This window comes from Ruegeria sp. HKCCA4812, assembly GCF_013034245.1.
In the GTDB taxonomy this organism is placed as follows: domain Bacteria; phylum Pseudomonadota; class Alphaproteobacteria; order Rhodobacterales; family Rhodobacteraceae; genus Ruegeria.
Map to the genome: position 1 here is coordinate 431,043 of NZ_WQFQ01000001.1, position 22,478 is coordinate 453,520.

Sequence of the window (22,478 nt, forward strand, 5' to 3'; positions counted from 1 at the left end):
TTTATGTGATTGGGATGAGGCGTTGGCGCGGGGTTTAGCCGCCTGTGCGCAAGGGAACAAGATGTGAGAGCAGGTATGAGACGGTTTGCCCTGATTTTCGCCCTTTGGCCGGGTGTTTTGGCGGCCGGAGACTTCCAGAAACTGTCCGGAGAGGAAATCCTGTCAGCCTTGGCCGGCAAGAAGCTGGAATACGGCGCGGGTGTTTGGCAGGTTTTCGAAGCCAGCTTGACCACGCAGTATTCCTCGGGCGGGCCCAGTGTCGGGCGCTGGGCGGTGAGAGGGGATCAATACTGCTCGACATGGCCACCTTCCGATTTGTGGGCCTGCTATGACGTCTGGCAAAATGGGGACGCGATCCGTTTCGTTGATGATGCGGGCGGCCAGACCGTCGGGGTCTATGCGAAATAGAACTCATGTATTTGTCTGAAAAACTGGGGCGTGATGCTTGCAAGAGTCTGGCGACATGTGAGGGGAAGGGAAATACCTGAACGCGGTTTTCCTGGGTCTTTGCAACGCAGTGCTGGACAAGTCGCGCCTTGAGCGGTCAAGCTGAGGGCGAAGAAATCATCAGGTTATTGAGATATGCGTTTATTATCATCTCCAATTCTTGCCGCTTGCGCCGCTGTCTGGCTGGGTGGGGCAGGATCAGCACTGGCCGACACTCCGGTGACATATACCGAGGATGGTCGCGCCCTGTTTCGGTTCGACGTGCCCGATTTTTGGGTGCTGCGCACTGGCGGCCCGCGTGAGATCGAAGACACCGGGTTGGATGATCCGCGTGCGGTGGCTCGGGTCATGGGGCTGCGCCCCGTAACGGACGACAACGTCTGGATGGGGTTTGTTTCACCTTCAGGGGTTGCAACCATTCAGGATGGGGTCCGCTACTTGCAGGACATCGACAAGTTTCTGGTCAAAGACCCGACCCTTACCAGCACCAGCAACACCCGCATCGGCGGGTTGCCCGCCCGTGTCTTTCGGGGGACGGGGCGCCGCGATGGCAAGGGGGTGAACTTCACGGCCACTGTCATTGATTTGCCGCGCAACCGTGTCGCCATAGCTGTTGCCATCCTGCGGGACGGGGCAGACCCGGATTTCGCCGAAGATTTGAACGCCGTTTTCGCGTCGTTCCGGTCGCTTCTGTGAGGGGGGCAAGATGCGCTTTGGACTGATCAAACGGATTTCCCTCGCATTGGGGCTGGCGGCCGCGACTTTGACGTTGTCGGCCTGTGACGGCGTAACGGTCGGCGTCGGATACGGGTATGACCCGTTCTATGACTCGATGCTGTGGAATGACTACTATCGCGATGTCGATGTGAATGTTGATATCGACCGCCCAGATCGACCTGATCGGCCCGTGCGTCCCGAGCGTCCGAATCCACCGGTTGCCAAACCGCCTGCGCGGCCGCGGCCCCCTGTGGCCCGGCCACCTGCCGCGCGGCCACCAATACATCGCCCGGCACCACGCCGCAGATAATTAAAAGGCCGCCTGTCCGGCGGCCTTTTCTCAGGTAAGAAGTTCGGTCGTGATATGCGCCGAGCCTTCAAGTGTCCGGTGAACCGGGCATTTGTCTGCGATTTCCAGCAGGCGCTGTTTTTGTTCCTGATCAAGCGGGCCGCTCAGGCGGATTTTGCGGCGGAACTGATCCACTTTGCCCTCATTTGCCAAACCGGCATCCTGAGCATGAACTTTGTCATGGCAGACATCGACGCTGACACTGGTCAGCGGCCATTTTTTGCGGCGCGCATACATCCTTATCGTCATGGACGTGCAGGCGCCGAGGCCGGATGAGACAAAGCCATAAGGCGACATGCCCTTATCCGTGCCGCCGTAAGAGGCAGGCTCATCTGCAACCGCATGATGGTGCGGGCCTGCCTGAATATCCTGCATGAAGCCATTCGGATCCGCTTCTGTTACGCGAACGACACCTTCCGGCGCACCCGGGGGCGGCGCGGGTGGGCAAAGCTTCAGATAGCGCGATACCCAAGCCGAGATGACATCCGCGGCATACTCAGCATCAGAGGCCCGTGTGATCAGGTGATCGGCATCGTCGAGGGTGACGAAGCTTTTTGGGTGCTTTGCAGCCAGAAAGATGGTGCTTGCGTTGTCGATACTGACCGTTTCGTCCCGAGGGGCGTGCAGGATCAGCAAAGCGGCCTTGAGATCAGCGATCGAGGCAGACAGGGCCGATCCCGCAATGTCATCCACAAACGCTTTACCAATTCGAAACGGGCGCCCGCCCAAGGTGACCTCGGCGCTGCCCTCCTGTTCGATCTGGGGCATGGCTTCCTCGAAATGATGGGACACGTGGCCGGGATCCGCCGGTGCGCCCAAGGTGACCACAGCCTTGACCGTCGGAATTCCGGCACGCGCCCGCAAAACCGCCGCACCGCCAAGCGAGTGACCGATCAGAAGGGCAGGGGCCATGTTTCGTCCGGCCAGATATTGCGCGGCCGAGATCAGGTCCTCGACATTCGACGTGAAAGTCGTGTTGGCGAATTCTCCTTCGGAATGACCCAGGCCGGTAAAGTCGAACCGAAGCACTGCAATTCCCATGGCCGCCAGGCGGGCCGAAATGCGCCGGGCCGCAGGTATGTCCTTGGAACAGGTGAAGCAATGGGCAAACAGGGCTGTCGCAAGGACCGGACCATCCGGCAAATCCAGCCGCGCGGCCAATTGGCTGCCGTCATGTCCGGCAAAAGTGATGCGTTCCGTTGGCATGTCGGCTCCTTGAACGGTTCGGGGAAACATCCCCAATACTGTGGTCAAGCCCGCCGGGTCACAACCCTTATGTCAAACGCGTCACGGGAAGGTGAGAACCAAGCGAACGCCTTGCAATCCGAAAGATGTCCCGGGCGGTGACAGGCGCGGCCGCTAATTGGGGGTGGTTGGCGCTCCATCAATGTGTGTGATGCAACACCGAACAAACATTCGTTTCACTTATGTCGCAATCAAGCCCATCTACGGCCTACAGCAATTGATAAAGGAGACGCAGATGGCACATGCAGACGCTGCCGCACACCTTCCCAAGATACTTCCCAGTACAGTCATGGCGATTGTTCTGGCTGGCCTCGTGGGTTTTGCCGTCGGGCAATCCCGGCCCGCAGTTTTCAGCGGGCCGCACGCTCAGGTAAGTCCAACTGTCGAAGACTGGCACGGCAACGTGCGCCGGTCACATTGGTCAGAATGAGGCGCCGGCCTCACTCGAGCCCCATCAACCGGGCATCGAAGGGGTATTTCGTCAGGTTCTCATATCCGTCTTCGGTTATGAGAACCTGATCCTCCAGCTTGATGCTGAAATCGCCACCCACTTCGCCCACGCAGGCTTCGACACACAAGACCATTCCGGGTTCCAGCGGATAATCGTAGGCCCCTTCAACCGCCTTGTCTGGATAAGCAACCAGCGGCCATTCATCGCAAAGCCCGACGCCGTGCATCAGACAGCCATATTTCTGCGCCTGGAACTCCTCGTCCAGCCTGTGGGAATTTGCGGTCAGTTCCGGGATCATCACGCCGGGCTTCAGCATCTCCATATTGGTCATGATGTGTTCATGGGCGTGCTGCATGGCATAGATCATGTCCTCGCGTGGCTTCTGATCGCCAATCCACCAACTGCGGGAAATATCGATGCAAATCCCGTAAGAACCAATCAGGTCAGTGTCGAACGAGATGATCTCGTTCTGCTGGGTGATCCGCGGGCCGCATTCCTGAAACCACGGGTTGGTCCGCTGGCCCGAAGCCAGCAGACGGGTTTCGATCCATTCACCGCCACGCCTGATGTTTTCGGCGTGAAGGACAGCCCAGATATCATCTTCCGAGGTCTTGCCGTCGCCGACATTGGCACGGGCAAACCGTTCCATTTCGGCAACCGCAGTTTCGCAGGCATGGCTGGCGCAGCGCATGGCCAGGATTTCGTCAGGCCCTTTGATGGCGCGGGTCTTCTCGGTCAGTTCTTCGCCTTCCATGATGTCGAACCCCTGCGCCTCGAGCGCGCGCAATCCGTGCAGCATGATCTTGTCGACCGCCAGGCGCATATTGCCGCCGCCGTGTTCTTCGATCAGTACGCGTACTTCGTTCGAGAACACATCTGCGGCAACGTCAACCTTGTCGCCCCGGTCGAAGTAAAACAGGTCAGCGCCCGAGCGCTGCTCGCGCACAAGTGGGTTGAAGGTGCTGAGGAAGGGGGAGTTCTTGTAATCCCAGATCACCATATAGCCATCTGCACACAGCAAAACCGCCCGAAACGGATTGTGGGTGTTCCACAGCTGCATATTCGTGCTGTCGGTGGCATAGCGGATATTCAGCGGGTCAAAAATCAGCAAGCCGCCATAGCCGCGGTCCACGATGGCCTGTGTCAGCCTCTTCCAGCGGTGTTCCCGCATCCGTGCCAGATTGGGAAGTTCCAGCCCCGCAGCGGCCCACTCGTCAAACGCAAGCTGCGTCGGGCCAATCTCGATCCGGTCATTTTCGTTTGGCGTACCATCGCCCAATGTCGTGCCACGGCTGGGGTCAATCTTGCGCGTGTCTCGGTAGTGCTGGTTCATGGCTGGCCTCGTTGCTTGTTCCAATTACAATTCATCCGCCACGACCAATCGTCTGAGAAAAATGCGACGGCGAGGTTGTCGTTTTCGACCGACAAGAAAAGCTGCGCATGCTAAGCCCCCGGCATGACTCGTATTCTGCAAAACAAGATCCCGTATGATGTCGAAAACCCACGCGCTTTGCCGGGTATTCAACCGGCAACCATGGAAAACTGGCTGCATCAGGATGAGGCTTTTGCCGACCAGATGCGGCGCCGCGAAGAAATTCTGTCTGAGCGGCGCGACGATGTTCTTGCGCTTGATCCTGGGGCCAAACCTGCCGCGGTGGAGTTGCTGGATCTGGTGCTGATGCAGACATATCCCACGGCCGGGGCAGAGGCCGCAAGGCCGGATGGCATATCCGTCGCGATCGACCGCGACCGACCGCTTGATACGCTGTGCAGGCTGGTGCAGGAAGACTTCTGCATTCTTCAGAAACGGGGAAATGAGCATGTTCTGACGGGTGCCATTCTGTGTTTTCCTGCCAGTTGGCGCTTGTCCGAGAAATTCATGCGGCCGCTGATTGATATCCACGTGCCTGTGGAAAGCTATGACGCTAATGTCGCGAAACGGGTGCAGAGGCTGTTTGACGGTATTCAACCCGGTCGCCCGCTGTGGCGCTTCAACGCCCTGTGGTACGAAGACCCGGAGTTGTTCCAACCTCGCAGTGCCAGTGAGCCGCGCGAAATACGGGACCGGCGTCAGGCGTCTTATCTGCGAAGCGAGCGGCAGACGTTGTTGCGTTTGCCGAAATCCAACGCGGTCGTGTTTTCCATCCACACATACGTTCTGGCCGCAAACGCGATCCCAAAAACGGAAAACCCCGCCTGATGGCGGGGCCTCCTAGGAGGGTCTTCGATAATTCTTTTACATGCCCAAGGCACCCGCTACATCAGCCAACGCGTTGCTGGCGTTCAGCGCGACAATGGCGAATGTGAGCACAAGCACCTGTGTGTTCAGGCGGAAATCCTCGCCCCGGATCAGGTTGACTGCGGCCATCGATACAGCAATTGGCGCTGAAATGCTGGCCAACACTCCGGTCATGCACCAACTACTAAGGCGCAGGATGTCGCTTGGCTTGTCATCATCATCCGCGATGGCCGCACCTGCGTCCATCTGGGTGGGCAGGTCTGCCTCGTCGCTTCGGAACGCGATGCTGAGCAATTGTTCGTCGGTCAGTTGAATTGGACGCGCGGCAGGAGAGTGTAGGGCAGTGATCGTGTCATCCTGTTCAGACTGCTGCATCCCGGCGAACTGTCCGGTCAGTGATTGAAAGATCTGCTTTCGATCCCTGCTTGTTCGGCTTGGTGTCAGGGTGTCAAAGGCGCTCATGAAGTGCTCGACTGTAAGAACCGTGTGCGGCGACAACCATTCAACACGCCGGGTCGAACAGATATCGACCATGCGATACAGGGTGACCACCAGCATCAGTTCCGAAATCTCGGCGTCGTCCAAAAGTGGCGAGACTGGCGTAATTGTCAGCACCAACCTGTTTTGGGGATGCGACACGCGGGGCTTTGTTATGGTTTTCAACCCTGCGGCGCGATCCATGCGCTCGTAGCGGTCCTGCTGCCCGGAGGCGCCTGTATCCAGAGTCATCCGCACAAGATACTGGCTCGAGACGATGCTGGCCTCGGTCGCGCTGAGCAGGGCCTTGCGCTCGACCAGATGACCGTAGTCTTCCAGCGTCGTGGCAACGATGGATCCAAAGCGCTCTATTGCGCCGGTTGCGTCGCCATCAAATTGCAGGCCGCCATGGTAGCTGTGCTTCCGAGCCACTGCCCCGTCCTTTTCTGCGTTCTGTTATTCAAAGGCTAGCACCCCATCTTGGAGAGAATTTGGCGAAAAATGCAAAAAAGTGAAATTTCCTAGCGATTGGTTACGCTTTGGAAACCAAGCAACTAAAGGCTTTTGTTTGTCACTGTGGCGGAAATGTGGCGAAATCAGGTGCGGCGCGTGGTGCCGGTGCGGCGGGGCTAATTGTCGATTCGGGCAGCCATTATTGCGATGGATTGCTGATAGACCGAGGCTGCATTCCACTGCTGCAAGACGCGAAAATTTGGTTCTCCGGGTTGATAACCGCGCCCCGGTTTCCACCCCTTCTTGCGAAGAAAATTGGCGGTTGAGGCCAGTGCATCCGTCATGTTGTAGAAGTCCACGCGCCGGTCGCCCGTAGCATCGACACCATAGGTCAGCGCGTTGCCGGGCAGGAATTGCGTGTGGCCCAGTTCGCCATGTTTTGCCCCTTTTGTCGCCATTGTGATACTGCCCATGTCGACCAGTTTCAGTGCCCCAATTGCGTGGGGAATAAAGAACTCTGACCGGCGACAATCATAGGCCAGTGTTGTGATTGCGGAAACAACCTGACTGTCGCCCATGAAATTGCCAAAGCCGGTTTCCATGCCGTGAATGGCGATCAGAACGCCCGCAGGAACACCATATTGCCGCTCAAAGGCGGCATAATAGTTCGGGTTGGCGGCTTTGCGTTTGCGCCCCTGTGCGACAATTGTATCGGCCCCTCGGACACGCATGAATTTGTCCAGCGAGTATTTGAAGCTTTTTTGATTGCGGTCCGCGGCGATGGTGCGCGTGGCATATTGTGTCTGGGACAGCGCTTGCAGACCTTTCTTTTTCACTCCCGCCTTGCGTGCCTGTTTGGCAAAATCGGCCTTCCATGCCTCAAATCCAGCGCTGGTGTTGCCACAGGGTGCGGCCAGAACCGGGGACGTCAGGGAAAGGGCAAGAATGGTGGCAAGGCGAAACATGGGCGTAATCCGATGGAATTGAAATCTGCGGTTAGCCTAGCGTGGGCTGCGTCTTGGGCAAAGCGGTTAATAAAGGTCCAACTCACCCTTTTTCCTGAGCGTTTCGAACCATTCCTCAGGCGTGGCATTGATGCGGGCGTGTTTCACCATCATCGCATTCATATTTGGCAGATGGGTCGAATCCGGCCAGTCTTCGGGTTGCCACAGATGTGCGCGGATTACACATTTGGGACAGTGTGCAAATGCTGTCGCGACATGGATGAGCAGCGCCAGTTTGGGCGGGTGCCCGTCAATGGCCATGGTTTCAAGCAAACGGGGGTCAGCACAGATGCGGGCCGTGCCGCGAATGCGGAGCGTTTCCATCTTGCCGGGAACAAAGAACAGGACGCTGACGCGCGGATCTTTGAGAACATTGTGAAACGTATCCACGCGTTTGTTTCCCGGCCGATCCGGGATCGCGATCAGGGTATCGGACAGCACCTGAACAAAGCCGGGCGGGTCGCCACGGGGTGAAACATCAAGATGCCCATCCGTGTTGGCCGAAGCGATCAGGCAAAATGGCGAGGTCGCTATGAAATCGCGACACATCTGATCGAGTGAAGACACCTCTTTGGCAGTGATCTGTGGCAGCGGATGGCCAGAGATCCTCCTCAGCTCCTGTTCGGATGTCACAAGGTTTGTGAATTTCGAGAAAGGTGAGGTATCGCAAGGCATGCTGTCGTCTCCGGCCGGGAGTGTTCTCACCAGTTTGTTGGATCAAAGGCGGCGCGTCAAACCGTGTGGGCAGAAATGACAAGGGCGCCCGAAGGGGCGCCCTGCCAAATCGTTTCCGTACTCAGCTTAGCAGCTGTAGTACATGCCGTACTCCACCGGGTGCGGCGTGTGCTCGTAGGTTTCCACCTCTTCCATCTTAAGTGCGATGTAACCGTCGATCTGGTCTTTGGTGAACACATCGCCCTGAAGTAGGAAGTCGTGATCGGATGCCAGAGCTTCCAGAGCCTCACGCAGGCTGCCGCAGACGGTCGGGATGTCGGCCAGTTCCTCGGCGGGCAAGTCGTACAGGTTCTTGTCCATCGCCTCGCCGGGGTTGATCTTGTTCTTGATACCGTCCAGGCCAGCCATAAGCAGGGCGGCAAACGCCAGATAGGGGTTGGATGACGGATCGGGGAACCGCGCCTCGACACGTTTGGCTTTGGGGCTTTCAGTCCATGGGATACGCACACAACCCGAACGGTTACGTGCCGAATAGGCTCGCAGAACGGGGGCTTCAAACCCGGGGATCAAGCGCTTGTAGCTGTTGGTCGACGGGTTGGTGAAAGCGTTCAGGGTCTTGGCGTGTTTCAGGATGCCGCCGATGAAGTACAGCGCTTCGTCCGACAAGTCGGCATATTTGTCGCCAGCGAACAGCGGCTTGCCATCTTTCCAGATCGACATGTTCACGTGCATGCCGGTGCCGTTGTCACCTGCGACAGGCTTGGGCATGAAAGTGGCCGATTTGCCGTAGGCGTGTGCCACGTTGTGGATGACGTATTTGTATTTTTGCAGCTCATCGGCCTGCTTGGTCAGGCTGTCAAAGACAAGACCCAGCTCGTGCTGGCACGAGGCCACTTCGTGGTGGTGCTTGTCGACCTTCATGCCCAGACGTTTCATGGTCGACAGCATTTCCGAACGCAGGTCCTGCGCTTCGTCGATGGGGTTGACCGGGAAGTAGCCGCCCTTGACGCCCGGACGGTGGCCCATGTTGCCCATCTCGTATTCGGTGTCGGTGTTCCACGACGCATCCGTTGCATCAACTTCGAAAGATACTTTATTGATGCTGTTGGAAAAACGAACGTCATCGAACAGGAAGAATTCAGCTTCGGGACCCATATAGGCAACGTCACCGATACCGCTGGACTTCAGGTAGGCTTCGGCTTTCTGCGCGGTTCCGCGCGGGTCGCGGCCATAGGCTTCACCGGTGTCGGGCTCAACGATCGAGCAGTGCAGACACAGTGTCTTCTCCGCATAGAACGGGTCGATGTAAGCCGAAGTCGTGTCGGCGATCAGTTTCATGTCCGAGTTTTCGATCGATTTCCAGCCTGCAATGGACGAGCCGTCAAACATGAAGCCTTCTTCCAGGAAGTCTTCGTCGACCAGATCGACGTCCACCGTGACGTGCTGCAGTTTGCCGCGCACGTCGGTGAAGCGGATGTCGACATATGCGACGTCTTCTTCGCGGATTGTATTGAGAACTGCGTCTGCGCTCATTCCCTTGGTCCTTCTGATAGATGTGTCAGTAATGTTGTGAATTAGAGCGCTTCCGAGCCGGTCTCGCCGGTCCGGATGCGAATGGCTTGGTCGACGGGCGAGACGAAAATCTTGCCGTCTCCGATCTTGTCGGTTTTGGCGGCCGATACGATGGCTTCGATCGCGGCGTCGACCTGGTCGTCGTCCAATACGACCTCGACCTTAACCTTGGGCAGAAAATCGACGACATACTCGGCGCCGCGATACAGTTCGGTATGGCCTTTCTGGCGACCGAAGCCCTTGACCTCGATGACGCTGAGGCCCTGGACGCCCACATCCTGCAATGCCTCTTTCACTTCGTCCAGTTTGAACGGCTTGATGATCGCTTCGATCTTTTTCATCCCGGCTCACCTTGAATGGTTGTCTCAGGGGCAGTGATCACGTCTAAGATCGGGCGGCAATGTGATTGCGATATCGTGCGGGTCGGGGTGCTTTGAAAAACGGCTGTGTGCTATTTTTTGAGCGATTTGCACAAAAAGTAATCAAAATTGAATCGAGCAAGGGGTGAAAGGATGGAATTGCTGACAGCGGCACAGATGCGGGCCATTGAGCAGGCCGCCATCAAGTCTGGTGACGTGACCGGTCTGGAACTGATGGAGCGGGCCGGGCGGGGTGTTGTTGACGCGATTTTCGAAGAATGGCCCGTGTTGGACAGGCGAGGGGCCAGCCCCTCGCGCTCCCCGGGATATTTAGGGCCAGATGAAGAGGATCCGCTGCGCGCAGTGGTGCTGTGCGGACCGGGCAACAATGGGGGTGACGGGTTTGTCGTGGCCCGGCTTTTGCAGAAGCAGGGGTGGGCGGTTGAGGTGTTCCTTTGTGGAGACCCGGAAAAGCTGCCTCCGGATGCGCGGGTGAATTATGAGAGATGGGGGGCAAAGAACGAGGTTCGAGTCTCCGCTGTCGACTCCGCCCCGTTGGCGGATGATTTTCTTCGCGTTCCAAAGGGCATTGACCTGGTTGTTGACGGGGTTTTTGGCACGGGTCTCACCCGGTCATTTGCAGGGGCGTTCTCCATGCTGGCCAATGCGCCGGTCAGAGCCCTGCTGCGAGAGCGAGGCGTAAAGGTCGTTTCAATTGACGCGCCAAGCGGCCTGTGCGCCGACAGTGGTCGCATTCTTGGTCAGGCGATTGTTGCGGACATGACGGTGACGTTTCACAGCAAAAAGCTTGGGCATGTTCTGTGCGATGGTCCGGAGACCTGCGGGGCGGTCCGAACCAAGTCGATCGGGCTTGAAACACTGGAAGACGGTCAGATCGTTCACACGACCCAGGCTGACGGGGTGAAGCTGTCGAAAGGTTCGGTTGGCCACAAATACTCACATGGTCATGCTTTGATCCTGTCCGGGGGCTCGGGCAAAACAGGGGCCGCGCGTTTGGCGGCGCGGGGGGCTTTGCGGGTTGGAGCGGGGCTGGTGACGCTGGGCGTGCCGCCGTCTGCGCAGATGGAGGTGGCCAGCCAGATCACGGCCCTCATGTTGCAGCGGGTTGATGGGGCTGATCGAATGACTGAAATACTTGAGGATACGCGCCTGAATGCGCTCTGTCTGGGGCCTGCGCTGGGATTCGAGCGGGCGCAGGCGCTGGTGCCGATGGCGTTGGCTGCGCGGCGGGCGACCGTGTTGGATGCGGATGCTTTGTCAGCTTTTGCAGAGGATCCCGGCGCCCTGATCGCGCGATTGCACGACAAATGCGTACTGACACCGCATGGCGGGGAATTTACACGGGTATTCCCGGACATCGCCGCGCAGATGAACGTGCAACCGGCCAACGGCCCGGCGTTTTCCAAGGTGGATGCGACGCGTACTGCCGCAAAGCGGGCTGGGTGCGTGGTTCTGTTCAAGGGCCCGGACACGGTGATCGCTGCGCCGAATGGACGGTGCGTGGTCAACTTGGCCGTATACGAAAGAGCGGCCCCTTGGTTGGCGACGGCCGGGTCTGGCGATGTGCTGGCAGGGTTCATCGCAGGTTTGTTGGCGCGAGGTTTGGCACCGATGCAGGCGGCGGAAACTGCGGCGTGGCTGCATGTGGAGTGTGCGCGCCAGTTCGGGCCGGGTTTGATCGCGGAAGATTTGCCGGAACAGGTGCCGGAGGTTTTCAGAAAGTTGAATATTTGAGTTCGTTGGGCGTGGAACGGCTCAATTTCCGGCGAGTCGGCGGAAATCCGCCGTCAAGGTTCACATCAGTGCAGACCGAATGTTTGCCAGATGCATGGCTGGACGTCACAATTTATTTGCACACTGTGCTTTGGATCTTCGAATGGATTCGTAACTGTATGAAATAAATGAAAAATAACCAATTTTTCGATATGCCATGTTGCGAATTTGCAATTCTTGCGAGGGAGTGAATGCGGGCCACTGGAACGCGCGCAGTTCGTAAACAAATGGACAGTACCTGAACCCCGAACCTTTCATGGTGAGTGAAATGACCCTTAACATCAAACCGATATCAGTAGCCGCTGTTCTGACTGCGACGACCGCCATCCCGGCTGTGGCGGAAATGAAATACGAAAACAATAGTGGCGGATATGTGCTGCTGTATGGACAACTGCACCCCGCCTTGATCTCGGTGGATGACGGACAGGATACCGAGACCCGTGTTCTCGACAACGATCTGTCGAACAGCCGTGTTGGCCTGCGTCTTGTGCAGCCATATGGAAGCAACGAATTCCAATTTTGGTTTGAATCAGGCCTTGGCCTGCCGGGTTCGGCGTCTGCCGATCAATTCGGAACCAACGCAGATGGTTGGAACCGCGAAGACATTCGCCATGTGGATTTTTCGCTGAAAGGTGGCTACGGCAAGTTTTCGGCAGGTCAGGGCAGCATGGTCGCTGATGGCGCCGCAGAGGTTGATCTGTCATATGTCGGAACCGCGCTGTATTCGTTTACCAACGATGAAAATGCAGGGTTCTTCTATCGGGACACGACCGGTATGCTGAGCGGTATTACGGTTGGTGACAGTTCCAGCAACTTTGACGGCGCGCGGCGTGGTCGTGTGCGGTATGATACGCCGTCGTTCAATGGGTTCTCCGCCGGATTCGCTTATGGTCAGAACATTTTGTCCAGCAGCGACGACGACGACTATTATGACGTCGGTCTGTTTTACGAAAACACTTTTGCCGGTGGTGTGGAGTTCGCTGCAGCCGTTGCCTATTCGGTAAGAGACCGGGATAACAATTCGGGGGATCGCAAAGATACGATCGGTTCCGCTTCCGTCCTGCTTCCCAGCGGGTTGGGCTTTACGATTGCGGGCGGTACGCGCGACGATGATCAGGCCGGTGCCACGAATCCGAACTATTGGTACGGTAAGATCTCGTACGAAGGCAACTGGGTGTCCTGGGGCAAGACCGGCGTCGGTATCGACTATTATGATGGCTCGGATTTCCAGAGCAACGGTTCTGACACCAAAGCCTGGGGTATCGCGGTCGTGCAGAAAGTCGAGCCGATCAACACGGATGTTTATCTGAAATACCGCAACCACGATTTCGATGACGGCACATCCTTTGACAACAACGAAGCATGGGTTCTGGGCGCACGTTGGAAGTTCTGATTGTCTGGCTGGAACAAGCGCGAACGCCCCAGTTTCCGGGGCGTTCTTTTTTGCGGTTTTGGCGATCAAATACCACTGGATTCAGCCTTTGCCCCTTGCACGCGGGCGGCAGGGCAAATAGAAGGCTTCAAATTTGCCCGGCGCGCCCTTTTTGCGCGCCCCGAATCCTATGGGGACTACCATAATGCAGGTTACCGAGACGCTGAACGAAGGTCTGAAACGTGGCTACAACATCGTTGTGTCAGCAGCCGAGCTGGACGAGAAGGTCAATGAAAAGCTGACCGAAGCGCAGCCGGAAATCGAAATGAAAGGTTTCCGTAAAGGCAAGGTGCCAATGGCGCTGCTGAAAAAGCAGTTTGGCCAGCGCCTGTTGGGCGAGGCGATGCAGGAAACCATCGACGGCGCCATGAACAAGCATTTCGAAGACAGTGGTGATCGCCCCGCGCTTCAGCCCGAGGTCAAGATGACCAATGAGGACTGGAAAGAAGGCGATGACGTAGAAGTCGCCATGTCTTACGAGGCGCTGCCAGCGATCCCGGAAGTTGATCTGAAATCGGTCGAGTTGGAAAAGCTGATCGTCAAGGCTGATGAAGCAGCCGTCGAGGAAGCGCTGAACAATCTGGCGGAAACCGCTCAGGATTTCAAAGCGCGCCGCAAGGGGTCAAAAGCCAAGGACGGCGACCAGATCGTGTTCGATTTCGTCGGTAAGGTTGACGGCGAGGAATTCGAAGGTGGTTCGGCAGAGGATTACCCGCTGGTTCTGGGCTCGAACAGCTTCATCCCCGGCTTTGAAGAGCAGCTGGTTGGCGTGAAAGCCGAAGAAGTAAAAGACGTCAACGTCACGTTCCCTGAAGAGTACGGCGCCGAGCATCTGGCGGGCAAAGACGCTATTTTCACCTGCACCATCAAGGAAGTCAAAGAACCGGTTGCTGCGGAAGTCAACGACGAACTGGCTAAAAAATTCGGTGCCGAAGATCTTGAAGCCCTGAAAAGCCAGATCGCAGAGCGCCTGGAAGCTGAATATGCAGGTGCATCGCGCGCCGTGATCAAGCGCGCTTTGCTGGATGCACTGGACGAGAAGGTGTCATTCGATCTACCGCCGTCGCTGGTTGAAGCCGAGGCCAAGCAGATTGCGCACCAACTGTGGCACGAAGAAAACCCAGAAGTCGAAGGCCACGACCATGACCCGATCGAGCCCACGGACGAGCACACCAAGCTGGCCGAGCGTCGCGTGCGTCTGGGCCTGTTGCTGGCTGAACTGGGCCAGAAGGCCGAGGTTGAAGTTACCGACGCCGAGATGACGCAGGCGATCATGAACCAGGCACGTCAGTACCCGGGTCAGGAACGTCAGTTCTTCGAGTTCGTTCAGCAGAACGCGCAGATGCAACAGCAGCTGCGTGCCCCGATCTTTGAAGACAAGGTTGTGGACTACGTGTTGGAGCTGGCTCAGGTCACTGACAAGGAAGTCAGCAAAGATGACCTTAAGAAAGCCGTTGACGCATTGGAAGAGGAGTAATCCTCTTCCTTCCCTTCGTCAGAAGAAGGGACAAAAAACGGAGCCGCCTGCAATCAGACGGCTCCGCATGGGTGGCTTTTGTATCTATGAGGTGAGGGGGTCAGGCCTCATGAGCAAAAGCACGGGGGGTTTCCAAAAGAGCGGTTCTTTGCTCTGGCGTGAACGTATCCGTGAGCGCTTCGATCAGCTTGAGGACATCCTGCCGTTCAGCTTCTGTTTTTGCGGCGCTCATCTGTTCCACAAAATATTTCTCGAGATCGGTGAGTGGTTTGTGATCCTGGTTCGCGGGGTTCTGTGCTGCGGCTTTCTTCGCGGCAAACAGAGCTAACGCTTCTTCTTCGTCCATAAAGACGTCGTTGTGAATGCCCGCAAATTCACGCAGGCCGGCGATGCGTTCTTCGGTGCAGTCCAGCAGAGCGGCCAATGCGTGAACCTTACCCATTGGAACTGTCTTACCGACATAGTCGTAAGGCGCGCAATTCGAACGCTTCAACACCCTATCCATAACCGGATCAATCACGGTGATGATGTCCTGAATACCTGCATTTTTCGCATATTCCAAAGATCCGATCATCAACTCGCAAGTCGCGTAGGAGACCGAGTTCTTTTCTTTGCCACGCGTGAGCCGTTGCGTGTCGACGCAGAAGCGGGTAGATTCCCACATGGTCGCACTGCGAAGTGGTGCTTCGCCGCAAAGGATCGCCGAAAAGACATCCGACAACATGTGTGGTCCGGTGGTCTGGAGGGCACGCACGGCTGCGACGACATTCCCCTCATCGTCGAGTCCGATTACATATGCCGGGTCCAGGTGATCGAACTCGTCGATCTCTTTACCATCTTCAATGTTGACGTCCCATCCCAGGCGTTCGCCAAAAACTCGTGCTCTCAACTCGAACATTTCATCAAGAACTTCGCTGAACATATGTCTGTTCAGGCCATCTACCACGATGATCATTTCTTCCCCCTTCGAGTGGTTGTTCGGTAACTTAGACGTTACCGGACACAGGGGATTTTTCTATTGGGGGTTTCCCGTATTTTGGCGAAATTTTGCGTTTTTTTTGTTTAACTTGGGGTAATAAGCCCAATTGCAATCGCCCGGCCAACGGCCTGAGGGGTGGTCAGCGCACTAAGCTTTTCTCGACTGGAACGCAAGTGCACTTCTACGGTTCGGTGTGAAATGGACAAAATATCGCCGATGTCCTGTTGCGATTTCCCTGCCGCAACCCACTGCAAGATCTCTGTCTCACGTCTGGAAAGTGTTGGATGATACAGCGCGCTGGTCAATTCGTCTGAGGAAACCACGTTGTCATGGATGTGCACTGCCATCGATTGCAAGTCACTGATGACATGCGTGTATAGCTTGCGCCATTCCTCTTTGCTGCAATTGCGCGTTGCGCTCAGCAGGCCGATATCTCCGTATGGACCCCGCACGGGAATTGTAACGCCTTGGTTTGGCAATCCAAAATCATGGGCATCCCGGAAAACACGTTGGAAGTCGGGGCTGCGCTCAAGTCGGCTCCAATCCACTGGCGCGATGCTGCGGCGGGCCATATGGATGGTCGGATCAATCATGATCAGACCCTGGTTTTGGTAGTGCTCATTCCAGGCGTCGTCATAGGTAACAAAGCCGGCAACCGTACCGGCAGCAGGGTTCATCCCAGCATAAGCAGCATGATCCATATCATGCTTCTCACAGATTTGCCTTAGAAATTCGGTGTATCGAACTTCTGAATCCGGCAGAGTGCTCAGATCGACAATTTCCATGTGGTGCCTACCAGCTGCGGCCCATCTTACAGCCCGATGGTGTCGTCGAGCATGCATATAACACAGAGTGGAACCCGTTTACCTCACCGAGCCAGAACACCATACTTTCCTAAACATGACAAGGCGAGGTACTAATTGTCTGCGCAATTCCAAATAATGAGACATTCAATAGAACATTTTTGTCACTATTCAGCAAAAAGTGCTAATTTCACGCGGCTTTCTGACGCTAATCACCGTCAGTTGGCGGGTTTCAGCCCAGTTTCCACCAACAATCCGCGCGCTTTGGCTTCGGGGTAAAAGCCCTTGGCATAAAGAAATATGGCCCGATCCTGGTTGCCATCAGACAAAAGCCAGGCACCCCGAAGGTATTTCCCGGCGAACTCAAGGTTGGTGTCCGCGTCCAACAAGCCTTTGGCGTTTCCGGTGTATCCCATGGATCGCGCGGTGGCCGGAAGGATTTGCAACAACCCATAATAGGGTCGGTTGACCGCCCAAGGGCGATGCGTGCTTTCACGAATAGCAAGCTTGTGAACAAGCTCTCGCGGAAGCTCGTAGTGGTCCGCCCATTTGTTGATCGACGCGCGCAGTTCCGGCGTTTCGTTTGGATAGAGCGGAGGATTGAATTGTTGTGTCTCCGCCTTGGATACTTCTCCTGCACCGCAGGCAACCAACGGGGCTGTCAGTAAGAGTGCCATGAGATTGCGACGGGTGAACAGGGGCATACGTTTCTCCGGGGTTTCGAGTTGCAATGATATGGTCTGAGTATTTGGCTGCAAGATTATGGATGGAGTTGGGCTAAAATTTGCTGGTTTGGCTCGGAGGCAAGAAAAAAGGCCGCGCTGAAGCACGGCCTTTGTTGTGTTCGAAACCTTGCCGGATCAGGCTTTGGCTTCGTCTTCCTCGGCAGGAGCGGCTTCTGCAGCCAGCTCTTCGTCCTCGGATGCGGCCGAGCCGATGTCGTCGAACAGTTCGGCGATCTCGAATTCAGCGGCTGCTTCTTCTTCGGCGGCCAGTTCCTGGATCGATTTGCCCGAGGCCTGAAGTTCGGCTTCTTCTTCCGAACGCGCCACGTTCATCTTGATTTCAACTTCGACTTCGGGGTGCAGCTTGACTGCAACCGAGTGCAGACCCAGTTCCTTGATCGGATTGACCAGAACAACCTGCTTTTTGTCGACGGTGAAACCAGCTTCGGTTGCAGCCTCTGCGGCGTCACGCGGGGTGACCGAGCCGTACAGAGCGCCAGCATCCGATGCCGAGCGAATCACGATGAACTGCTGTCCGTCCAGCTTTTCAGCCAGTGCTTCAGCCTCTTTCTTGGTTTCCAGGTTGCGTGCCTCAAGCTGCGCTTTCTGGGCTTCGAACGACGCGATGTTGGCGTCCGAGGCGCTCAGAGCTTTGCCCTGAGGCAGCAGGAAGTTGCGGGCGTAGCCGGGCTTGACGTCAACGACGTCGCCCATCTGACCCAGTTTCGCAACGCGTTCCAGAAGGATAACTTGCATATCAGTCTCTCCTTACTTCACGGCGTAGGGCAGCAGGGCGAGGAAGCGGGCGCGCTTGATAGCACGGGCCAGTTCACGCTGCTTTTTCGCCGAAACGGCGGTGATGCGCGAAGGAACGATCTTGCCACGCTCAGAGATGTAGCGCTGCAGCAGACGGGTGTCCTTGTAGTCGATTTTCGGCGCGTTCTCACCCGAGAACGGGCAGACCTTGCGGCGGCGGAAAAATGGTTTTGCGGCCATGGTTTAGTGTCCTTTCCTCAGGCGGTGATCAACGACGCTCGCGGCGGTCGCCACGTTCGTCACGCTTCTGCATCTGAACCGACGGGCCGTCTTCGTGACCGTCAACCTTGATGGTCAGAACGCGCATGACGTCATCATGCAGGCGCATCAGACGTTCCATTTCCTGAACCGCACCCGAGGGCGCGTCGGTTTTCAGGAAGGCGTAGTGGCCCTTGCGGTTCTTGTTGATCTTGTAGGCCATCGTCTTGACGCCCCAGTACTCGCTATCAACCAGCTTGCCGCCGTTGTCAGCCAGAACGGTGCCGAAATGTTCGACGAGGCTTTCCGCCTGCGCGTTGGACAGATCCTGACGCGCGATCATTACATGCTCATACAGTGGCATGTGCACTCCTGTTTATGTCAAGGCGCATTTCATAGGCGGGGCCATCCGGTCCTTCGCGACCCTGCCACGAGAGGCTGCGCGATTCATCTGATTGCGAAGGATGGCCCCGTATACACGTTTGAACCGCAGGAGCAAGCCCCGCCACATATGCCTTTGAGACGCCGCCCAATTTCCTTTGGGCCGCCCAAATGCTGACGCTTTTCGGCTCAAAGTTGTTTTGCATACCGGACGTTACCCGGACCAAACAGAAATTCGACAGTAACCTGATAAAAGGTGAAGTGTTATGACCGCGACCAATACAAACACATACCGGGAAGAGGCGGCAGGCTCGCGCTTTGAGCATTCGGTGCCGGTAATGATTGCCTTCGCGCCAAACTGGAAGGCCCGTTTGATCCTGGCGCGGTTGGCCGGAGCGTTTCTGATCTTTTCGGCGTTTTCGATGTGGCTGATGCCGGGTTCGATCGTTGGCGCAGATGTCTGGCCGATCAAGATGGTGGCATCCATGCTGTTTCTGATCGTCGGTGTCAGTTTGCTGACAATTGAAGTTCTTGATCAGCGCCCGGATGCCTATTTCGACCCGATCCGCCGCGAAGTCCGTGTTCTGCAAAAGAACGAAGACGGACGCCCTCAGACGGTGCTGCGCCGCAGCTATGAATCGCTGGGTGGTGCACGTTTTGAAGAAAACGAAGTCCACTTGTTTGATGTAGATGGGAGCCTTTTGATGAAGCTGCCCCTTGAATCGGCGGATGTCAGCCGAGCGTTGAAAGGGCAACTGAGCAAGAGCGTAACAATTTTCGGCTGAACTTTATTCTGTTCAAAAAGGAACAGATGTTGTGACTCGAAAAAGGTTGTGTGCCGCCGACAGGCGGCACATTTTGTTTGTGAGCAACCCTGCCGGGTTGCATTCACAAAAAACGCGGAGATTGTTATGAAATCCACCCTTCTTGCTGCTGCACTGGCCGTATCGGCGACCACGGCATTCGCCAGCGCCGAGAAATACGTGCTGGACCCGAGCCACAGCCAGGTTGTCTTCAGCTATGACCACCTGGGCTTTTCAACCACAACCGGCATGTTCTCGGGCTTTGAGGGCGAGATCATGTTTGATCAGGAAAATCCCGCCGCTTCCAGCGTGAGCGTGTCGATGCCGGTATTGGAGATGTTCACCGGTTGGAAGCCGCGTGAAGATCACTTCATGACCGAGGATTTCTTTGGTGCGACCGAGGGCGACCTGATCACCTTTACCTCGACGGGTATCGAAGTGACCGGTGAAAACACTGCCAAGATCACCGGCGACCTCACCATGAACGGCGTGACCAAATCCGTTATTCTGGATGCCAAACTGAACAAGGTTGATACCCATCCAATGGCGAACAAGCCATGGGCCGGTTTCGACGCCACCACGACCCTTGTCCGCAGTGAATTTGATCTGGGCCAGTTCGCACCGTTTGTCAGTGACGAAGTGCAGGTGCAGATCTCGGTCGAAGCGCAAAAAGCCGAATAAGCGCAAGACGGCGAACACGAAAACCGCCGGTGATCCTGTCACCGGCGGTATGTATTTGGCATCACTGACTGCGGGACGCGGCGAGTTCCACAGCGACTGTGACGGTGAAGCCGAGCGAATCTTCGGTGGGCTGCGATGCGCCGATGCCGAAATCCAACCTGTTCAGATCAACCGAGCCTGTCATGGTCGCAGTGTCGTCCTGAAGGTCCAGTGAAAACGGTAGTATGATATCGATCGTCTTGTCGCGGATTGTCAGTGGTCCGCGTGCCTCATATCCGCTTTCGGTTTTGAAAAGGTCAGCCGCGAACTGGGCCGTCGGAAACTGGGCGTTGTTGAAGAAATCCGCACCCATGGCCTGTTCGGTTACGGTTCCGAGGCTGAGAGAACCTATTGCGATCGTGACCTCGACGGACCCGGCCGGGCCAGGCTCGGCCGGGTCGTCAAAAGCAATTGCGGCTGTCCAGTCGGAAAACGAGCCGGTGACCGGGCTGCCCAATTGGGAAATCGTGATGGACAGGGTGCCGTTCTGAACCTGCCAGTCTGATTGCACCTCGGCCAGTTGGACGTCGGCGTCATCATCGTCGGCCTCACGCGCAAATTCGCCAGAGACCCAGCCGCCGGTGAGGACAAGCGCCCAAACGGCCACCGCGGCGACGGCGGGCACAAGGGAATGATGCTGGTGTGGAGGCTCCGGTGCGTCCGACCCACCCGGCAACATCCTGCGCAACGTGCTGTCTTTGTCTATGACGTGATGCTTCAACGCTCCGGCAACATGCAGGACCAGCGCGCCGACGAGCGTCCACATGAACAGCCAATGCAGAACGCCTGTCACCTCGGCCACAATGGTTGATTTCGGTACAAAAGGCAGATTTTGGCCGAAGGGCCAGAGGATTGGAGCAAACCCTTCGGTTGCGGCGTGGTGCACCCAACCGGTCAGTGGCACAAGCACCAGTGACCCATAAAGAAGCCAGTGGACAGTTTCGGCGGCAAAAGCCTCGGGCTTGTTGTCGGCATTCAGCAGGCCGGGCTTGGTTTGCGTGAAGGCCCACATTATCCGAGCCAAAGCAACGAAGAACACGGTGACGCCTACGGTTTTGTGCAATGAGAACATGCGCGCCGCGCGTGCGATTTCGGCCTCGCTTGGGGCTGTGGAGGCATGCAATACGGCGTGGGCCAGGTTGTCCGCGATCCAGCCGAGCGGCAGGGCCGTAAAGATCAGCAACGCGGTGAGCCAGTGAAACGTCTTTGCGACACTTCCGTAACTTGAGAAGGAATTGGTCGAGGCCATGGGTGCAACGCTCCGAGATTCTGTGCTGCGCCCAAGTTAAGGTTATCGGAAGTCGGCACAAGTAAGCGCTTGTGCACAGCCAAGGTGCCAGAATGCAGAACACAGGCAATGCTTGTGCCAGACGATCAGTCAGTTTACACCCCGCCGCAACCTGACATCATCCATGAGGTTGCAATGACACTCGCGTTCGTTTTTCCGGGGCAGGGCGCCCAGACCATCGGTATGGGCAAAGCACTGGCCGATGCCTATCCGGCGGCGCAGGCCGTCTTCGATGAGGTGGACGAGGCACTGGGAGAAAAGCTGAGCAGCGTGATCTGGGAAGGCGACATCGCCGAGTTGACGCTGACTCAGAATGCCCAGCCGGCTCTTATGGCGACATCCATGGCGGCAATGCGTGCGCTGGAAGCCGAAGGCGTTTCGGTTGGTCAGGCGGCTTTTGTGGCGGGTCATTCCTTGGGTGAATACTCGGCCCTTGCGGCTGCGGGGGCTTTGTCGGTCGCGGACACCGCGCGCTTGCTGCGCACCCGCGGTCTGGCGATGCAAAGTGCCGTACCGGTGGGCGAGGGCGCAATGGCGGCCATTATTGGATTGGATCTGGAGGCGGTGCGCGCCGTTGCAGAGGAAGCCGCGCAGGGGCAGGCCTGTCAGGCTGCCAATGACAATGATCCAACCCAGGTCGTTGTGTCCGGTTCTAAGGCTGCCGTGGAGCGTGCCGCCGAGATTGCCAAGGAAAAAGGCGCAAAACGTGCTGTTATGTTGCCTGTAAGTGCTCCATTTCACTGTGCGCTGATGCAGCCTGCGGCAGATGTCATGGCGGAAGCGCTTGCTGCCGTCGAGATAAAGGCGCCTTCCGTGCCTTTGGTGGCCAATGTGCGCGCCGAAGCCGTCAGTGATCCGGATCTGATACGTCAGTTACTGGTGGAACAGGTGACGGGGTCGGTTCGCTGGCGCGAAAGCGTTCAGTTCATGGCCGCGCAGGGCGTGACTGAAACGTGGGAAATCGGTGCCGGCAAAGCGTTGTCCGGCATGATCCGCAAGATCGATCGTGCCATTGCAGGCAAGGCAGTGGGCACACCGGAAGATGTTCAAAAGGCCATTCAGGCCGAATCGTAA

The 22,478-nt window shown here is 56.9% G+C and carries 25 protein-coding genes; 11 read left to right on the forward strand and 14 right to left on the reverse strand.

Going from position 1 to position 22,478, the window contains the following annotated elements:
- The first annotated feature begins 75 nt into the window (after positions 1 to 75).
- The 3 genes from GOW04_RS02135 (at position 76) to GOW04_RS02145 (ending at position 1,474) form a co-directional block, all read left to right on the forward strand.
- Positions 76 to 408, forward strand: coding sequence for a hypothetical protein (locus tag GOW04_RS02135; protein ID WP_171231412.1), 333 nt, complete (start codon positions 76 to 78; stop codon positions 406 to 408).
- Between the two features lie 174 nt (positions 409 to 582).
- Complete coding sequence (locus tag GOW04_RS02140; protein WP_171231413.1) at positions 583 to 1,143, forward strand: hypothetical protein; 561 nt, start codon at positions 583 to 585, stop codon at positions 1,141 to 1,143.
- A gap of 10 nt (positions 1,144 to 1,153) precedes the next feature.
- Positions 1,154 to 1,474, forward strand: a complete 321-nt coding sequence (locus GOW04_RS02145) for a hypothetical protein (protein ID WP_171231414.1) — start codon at positions 1,154 to 1,156, stop codon at positions 1,472 to 1,474.
- Positions 1,475 to 1,504: 30 nt separating this feature from the next.
- Here GOW04_RS02145 and GOW04_RS02150 read toward each other — a convergent pair whose 3' ends face one another.
- Positions 1,505 to 2,719, reverse strand: coding sequence for a bifunctional alpha/beta hydrolase/OsmC family protein (locus GOW04_RS02150; RefSeq protein ID WP_171231415.1), 1,215 nt, complete (start codon positions 2,717 to 2,719; stop codon positions 1,505 to 1,507).
- 274 nt (positions 2,720 to 2,993) lie between these two features.
- On the opposite strand from GOW04_RS02150, the gene GOW04_RS02155 reads away from it, so the two are divergent.
- Complete coding sequence (locus tag GOW04_RS02155) at positions 2,994 to 3,188, forward strand: hypothetical protein (protein ID WP_171115340.1); 195 nt, start codon at positions 2,994 to 2,996, stop codon at positions 3,186 to 3,188.
- Positions 3,189 to 3,198: 10 nt separating this feature from the next.
- On the opposite strand, the gene dddP is transcribed toward GOW04_RS02155, so the two are convergent.
- Entirely contained in the window at positions 3,199 to 4,542 is a 1,344-nt protein-coding gene (gene dddP, locus GOW04_RS02160) for a dimethylsulfonioproprionate lyase DddP (protein WP_171231416.1), read from the reverse strand.
- A gap of 123 nt (positions 4,543 to 4,665) precedes the next feature.
- Here dddP and GOW04_RS02165 point away from each other — a divergent pair, with 123 nt between their 5' ends.
- Positions 4,666 to 5,409 (forward strand): DUF3445 domain-containing protein, encoded by a 744-nt coding sequence (locus GOW04_RS02165; protein WP_171231417.1) that lies wholly within the window; start codon positions 4,666 to 4,668, stop codon positions 5,407 to 5,409.
- 36 nt (positions 5,410 to 5,445) lie between these two features.
- Here the strand turns inward: GOW04_RS02165 and GOW04_RS02170 are convergent, their stop codons facing one another.
- From GOW04_RS02170 to GOW04_RS02190, 5 genes are all read right to left on the reverse strand, one after another.
- Positions 5,446 to 6,357, reverse strand: a complete 912-nt coding sequence (locus tag GOW04_RS02170; RefSeq protein WP_171231418.1) for a hypothetical protein — start codon at positions 6,355 to 6,357, stop codon at positions 5,446 to 5,448.
- A 197-nt stretch (positions 6,358 to 6,554) separates the two neighbouring features.
- The gene (locus GOW04_RS02175) at positions 6,555 to 7,343 is read right to left on the reverse strand and encodes a lytic transglycosylase domain-containing protein (protein WP_171204971.1); all 789 of its coding nucleotides are present in this window, start codon (positions 7,341 to 7,343) and stop codon (positions 6,555 to 6,557) included.
- A gap of 66 nt (positions 7,344 to 7,409) precedes the next feature.
- On the reverse strand, positions 7,410 to 8,057 hold the full coding sequence (locus tag GOW04_RS02180) for an MSMEG_1061 family FMN-dependent PPOX-type flavoprotein (protein WP_171231419.1): 648 nt from the start codon (positions 8,055 to 8,057) through the stop codon (positions 7,410 to 7,412).
- Positions 8,058 to 8,183: 126 nt separating this feature from the next.
- Positions 8,184 to 9,590 carry a type I glutamate--ammonia ligase gene (glnA, locus tag GOW04_RS02185; RefSeq protein ID WP_152458343.1) on the reverse strand — a complete coding sequence of 469 codons (1,407 nt, stop codon included), beginning with the start codon at positions 9,588 to 9,590 and terminating at the stop codon, positions 8,184 to 8,186.
- A 41-nt stretch (positions 9,591 to 9,631) separates the two neighbouring features.
- Positions 9,632 to 9,970, reverse strand: a complete 339-nt coding sequence (locus GOW04_RS02190; RefSeq protein ID WP_152458342.1) for a P-II family nitrogen regulator — start codon at positions 9,968 to 9,970, stop codon at positions 9,632 to 9,634.
- A 171-nt stretch (positions 9,971 to 10,141) separates the two neighbouring features.
- On the opposite strand from GOW04_RS02190, the gene GOW04_RS02195 reads away from it, so the two are divergent.
- The 3 genes from GOW04_RS02195 (at position 10,142) to tig (ending at position 14,691) form a co-directional block, all read left to right on the forward strand.
- Positions 10,142 to 11,743 (forward strand): NAD(P)H-hydrate dehydratase, encoded by a 1,602-nt coding sequence (locus GOW04_RS02195; protein WP_171231420.1) that lies wholly within the window; start codon positions 10,142 to 10,144, stop codon positions 11,741 to 11,743.
- Between the two features lie 307 nt (positions 11,744 to 12,050).
- The gene (locus tag GOW04_RS02200) at positions 12,051 to 13,175 is read left to right on the forward strand and encodes a porin (RefSeq protein ID WP_171231421.1); all 1,125 of its coding nucleotides are present in this window, start codon (positions 12,051 to 12,053) and stop codon (positions 13,173 to 13,175) included.
- 184 nt (positions 13,176 to 13,359) lie between these two features.
- The gene (gene tig, locus GOW04_RS02205; protein ID WP_171232021.1) at positions 13,360 to 14,691 is read left to right on the forward strand and encodes a trigger factor; all 1,332 of its coding nucleotides are present in this window, start codon (positions 13,360 to 13,362) and stop codon (positions 14,689 to 14,691) included.
- 100 nt (positions 14,692 to 14,791) lie between these two features.
- On the opposite strand, the gene GOW04_RS02210 is transcribed toward tig, so the two are convergent.
- The 6 genes from GOW04_RS02210 to rpsF all read right to left on the reverse strand — a co-directional run bounded on the left by GOW04_RS02210 (position 14,792) and on the right by rpsF (position 18,576).
- A complete protein-coding gene (locus GOW04_RS02210; protein ID WP_152458338.1) occupies positions 14,792 to 15,646 on the reverse strand; it encodes an acyl-homoserine-lactone synthase in 855 nt (284 codons plus the stop codon).
- Positions 15,647 to 15,753: 107 nt separating this feature from the next.
- Positions 15,754 to 16,455 (reverse strand): autoinducer binding domain-containing protein, encoded by a 702-nt coding sequence (locus GOW04_RS02215; RefSeq protein ID WP_152458337.1) that lies wholly within the window; start codon positions 16,453 to 16,455, stop codon positions 15,754 to 15,756.
- Between the two features lie 236 nt (positions 16,456 to 16,691).
- Positions 16,692 to 17,177 carry a lytic transglycosylase domain-containing protein gene (locus tag GOW04_RS02220; protein ID WP_171167611.1) on the reverse strand — a complete coding sequence of 162 codons (486 nt, stop codon included), beginning with the start codon at positions 17,175 to 17,177 and terminating at the stop codon, positions 16,692 to 16,694.
- A 156-nt stretch (positions 17,178 to 17,333) separates the two neighbouring features.
- Positions 17,334 to 17,954 (reverse strand): 50S ribosomal protein L9, encoded by a 621-nt coding sequence (gene rplI, locus GOW04_RS02225; RefSeq protein ID WP_152458336.1) that lies wholly within the window; start codon positions 17,952 to 17,954, stop codon positions 17,334 to 17,336.
- A gap of 12 nt (positions 17,955 to 17,966) precedes the next feature.
- Positions 17,967 to 18,194 (reverse strand): 30S ribosomal protein S18, encoded by a 228-nt coding sequence (gene rpsR, locus GOW04_RS02230; protein WP_005608650.1) that lies wholly within the window; start codon positions 18,192 to 18,194, stop codon positions 17,967 to 17,969.
- Between the two features lie 28 nt (positions 18,195 to 18,222).
- Positions 18,223 to 18,576 (reverse strand): 30S ribosomal protein S6, encoded by a 354-nt coding sequence (gene rpsF / locus GOW04_RS02235; protein ID WP_152458335.1) that lies wholly within the window; start codon positions 18,574 to 18,576, stop codon positions 18,223 to 18,225.
- A 283-nt stretch (positions 18,577 to 18,859) separates the two neighbouring features.
- Here rpsF and GOW04_RS02240 point away from each other — a divergent pair, with 283 nt between their 5' ends.
- Complete coding sequence (locus GOW04_RS02240) at positions 18,860 to 19,378, forward strand: hypothetical protein (protein ID WP_171115365.1); 519 nt, start codon at positions 18,860 to 18,862, stop codon at positions 19,376 to 19,378.
- A 126-nt stretch (positions 19,379 to 19,504) separates the two neighbouring features.
- A complete protein-coding gene (locus tag GOW04_RS02245; protein WP_171231422.1) occupies positions 19,505 to 20,077 on the forward strand; it encodes a YceI family protein in 573 nt (190 codons plus the stop codon).
- A gap of 61 nt (positions 20,078 to 20,138) precedes the next feature.
- Here GOW04_RS02245 and GOW04_RS02250 read toward each other — a convergent pair whose 3' ends face one another.
- Positions 20,139 to 21,365 carry a cytochrome b/b6 domain-containing protein gene (locus tag GOW04_RS02250; protein ID WP_171231423.1) on the reverse strand — a complete coding sequence of 409 codons (1,227 nt, stop codon included), beginning with the start codon at positions 21,363 to 21,365 and terminating at the stop codon, positions 20,139 to 20,141.
- A gap of 174 nt (positions 21,366 to 21,539) precedes the next feature.
- Here GOW04_RS02250 and fabD point away from each other — a divergent pair, with 174 nt between their 5' ends.
- Complete coding sequence (gene fabD / locus GOW04_RS02255) at positions 21,540 to 22,478, forward strand: ACP S-malonyltransferase (RefSeq protein WP_171231424.1); 939 nt, start codon at positions 21,540 to 21,542, stop codon at positions 22,476 to 22,478.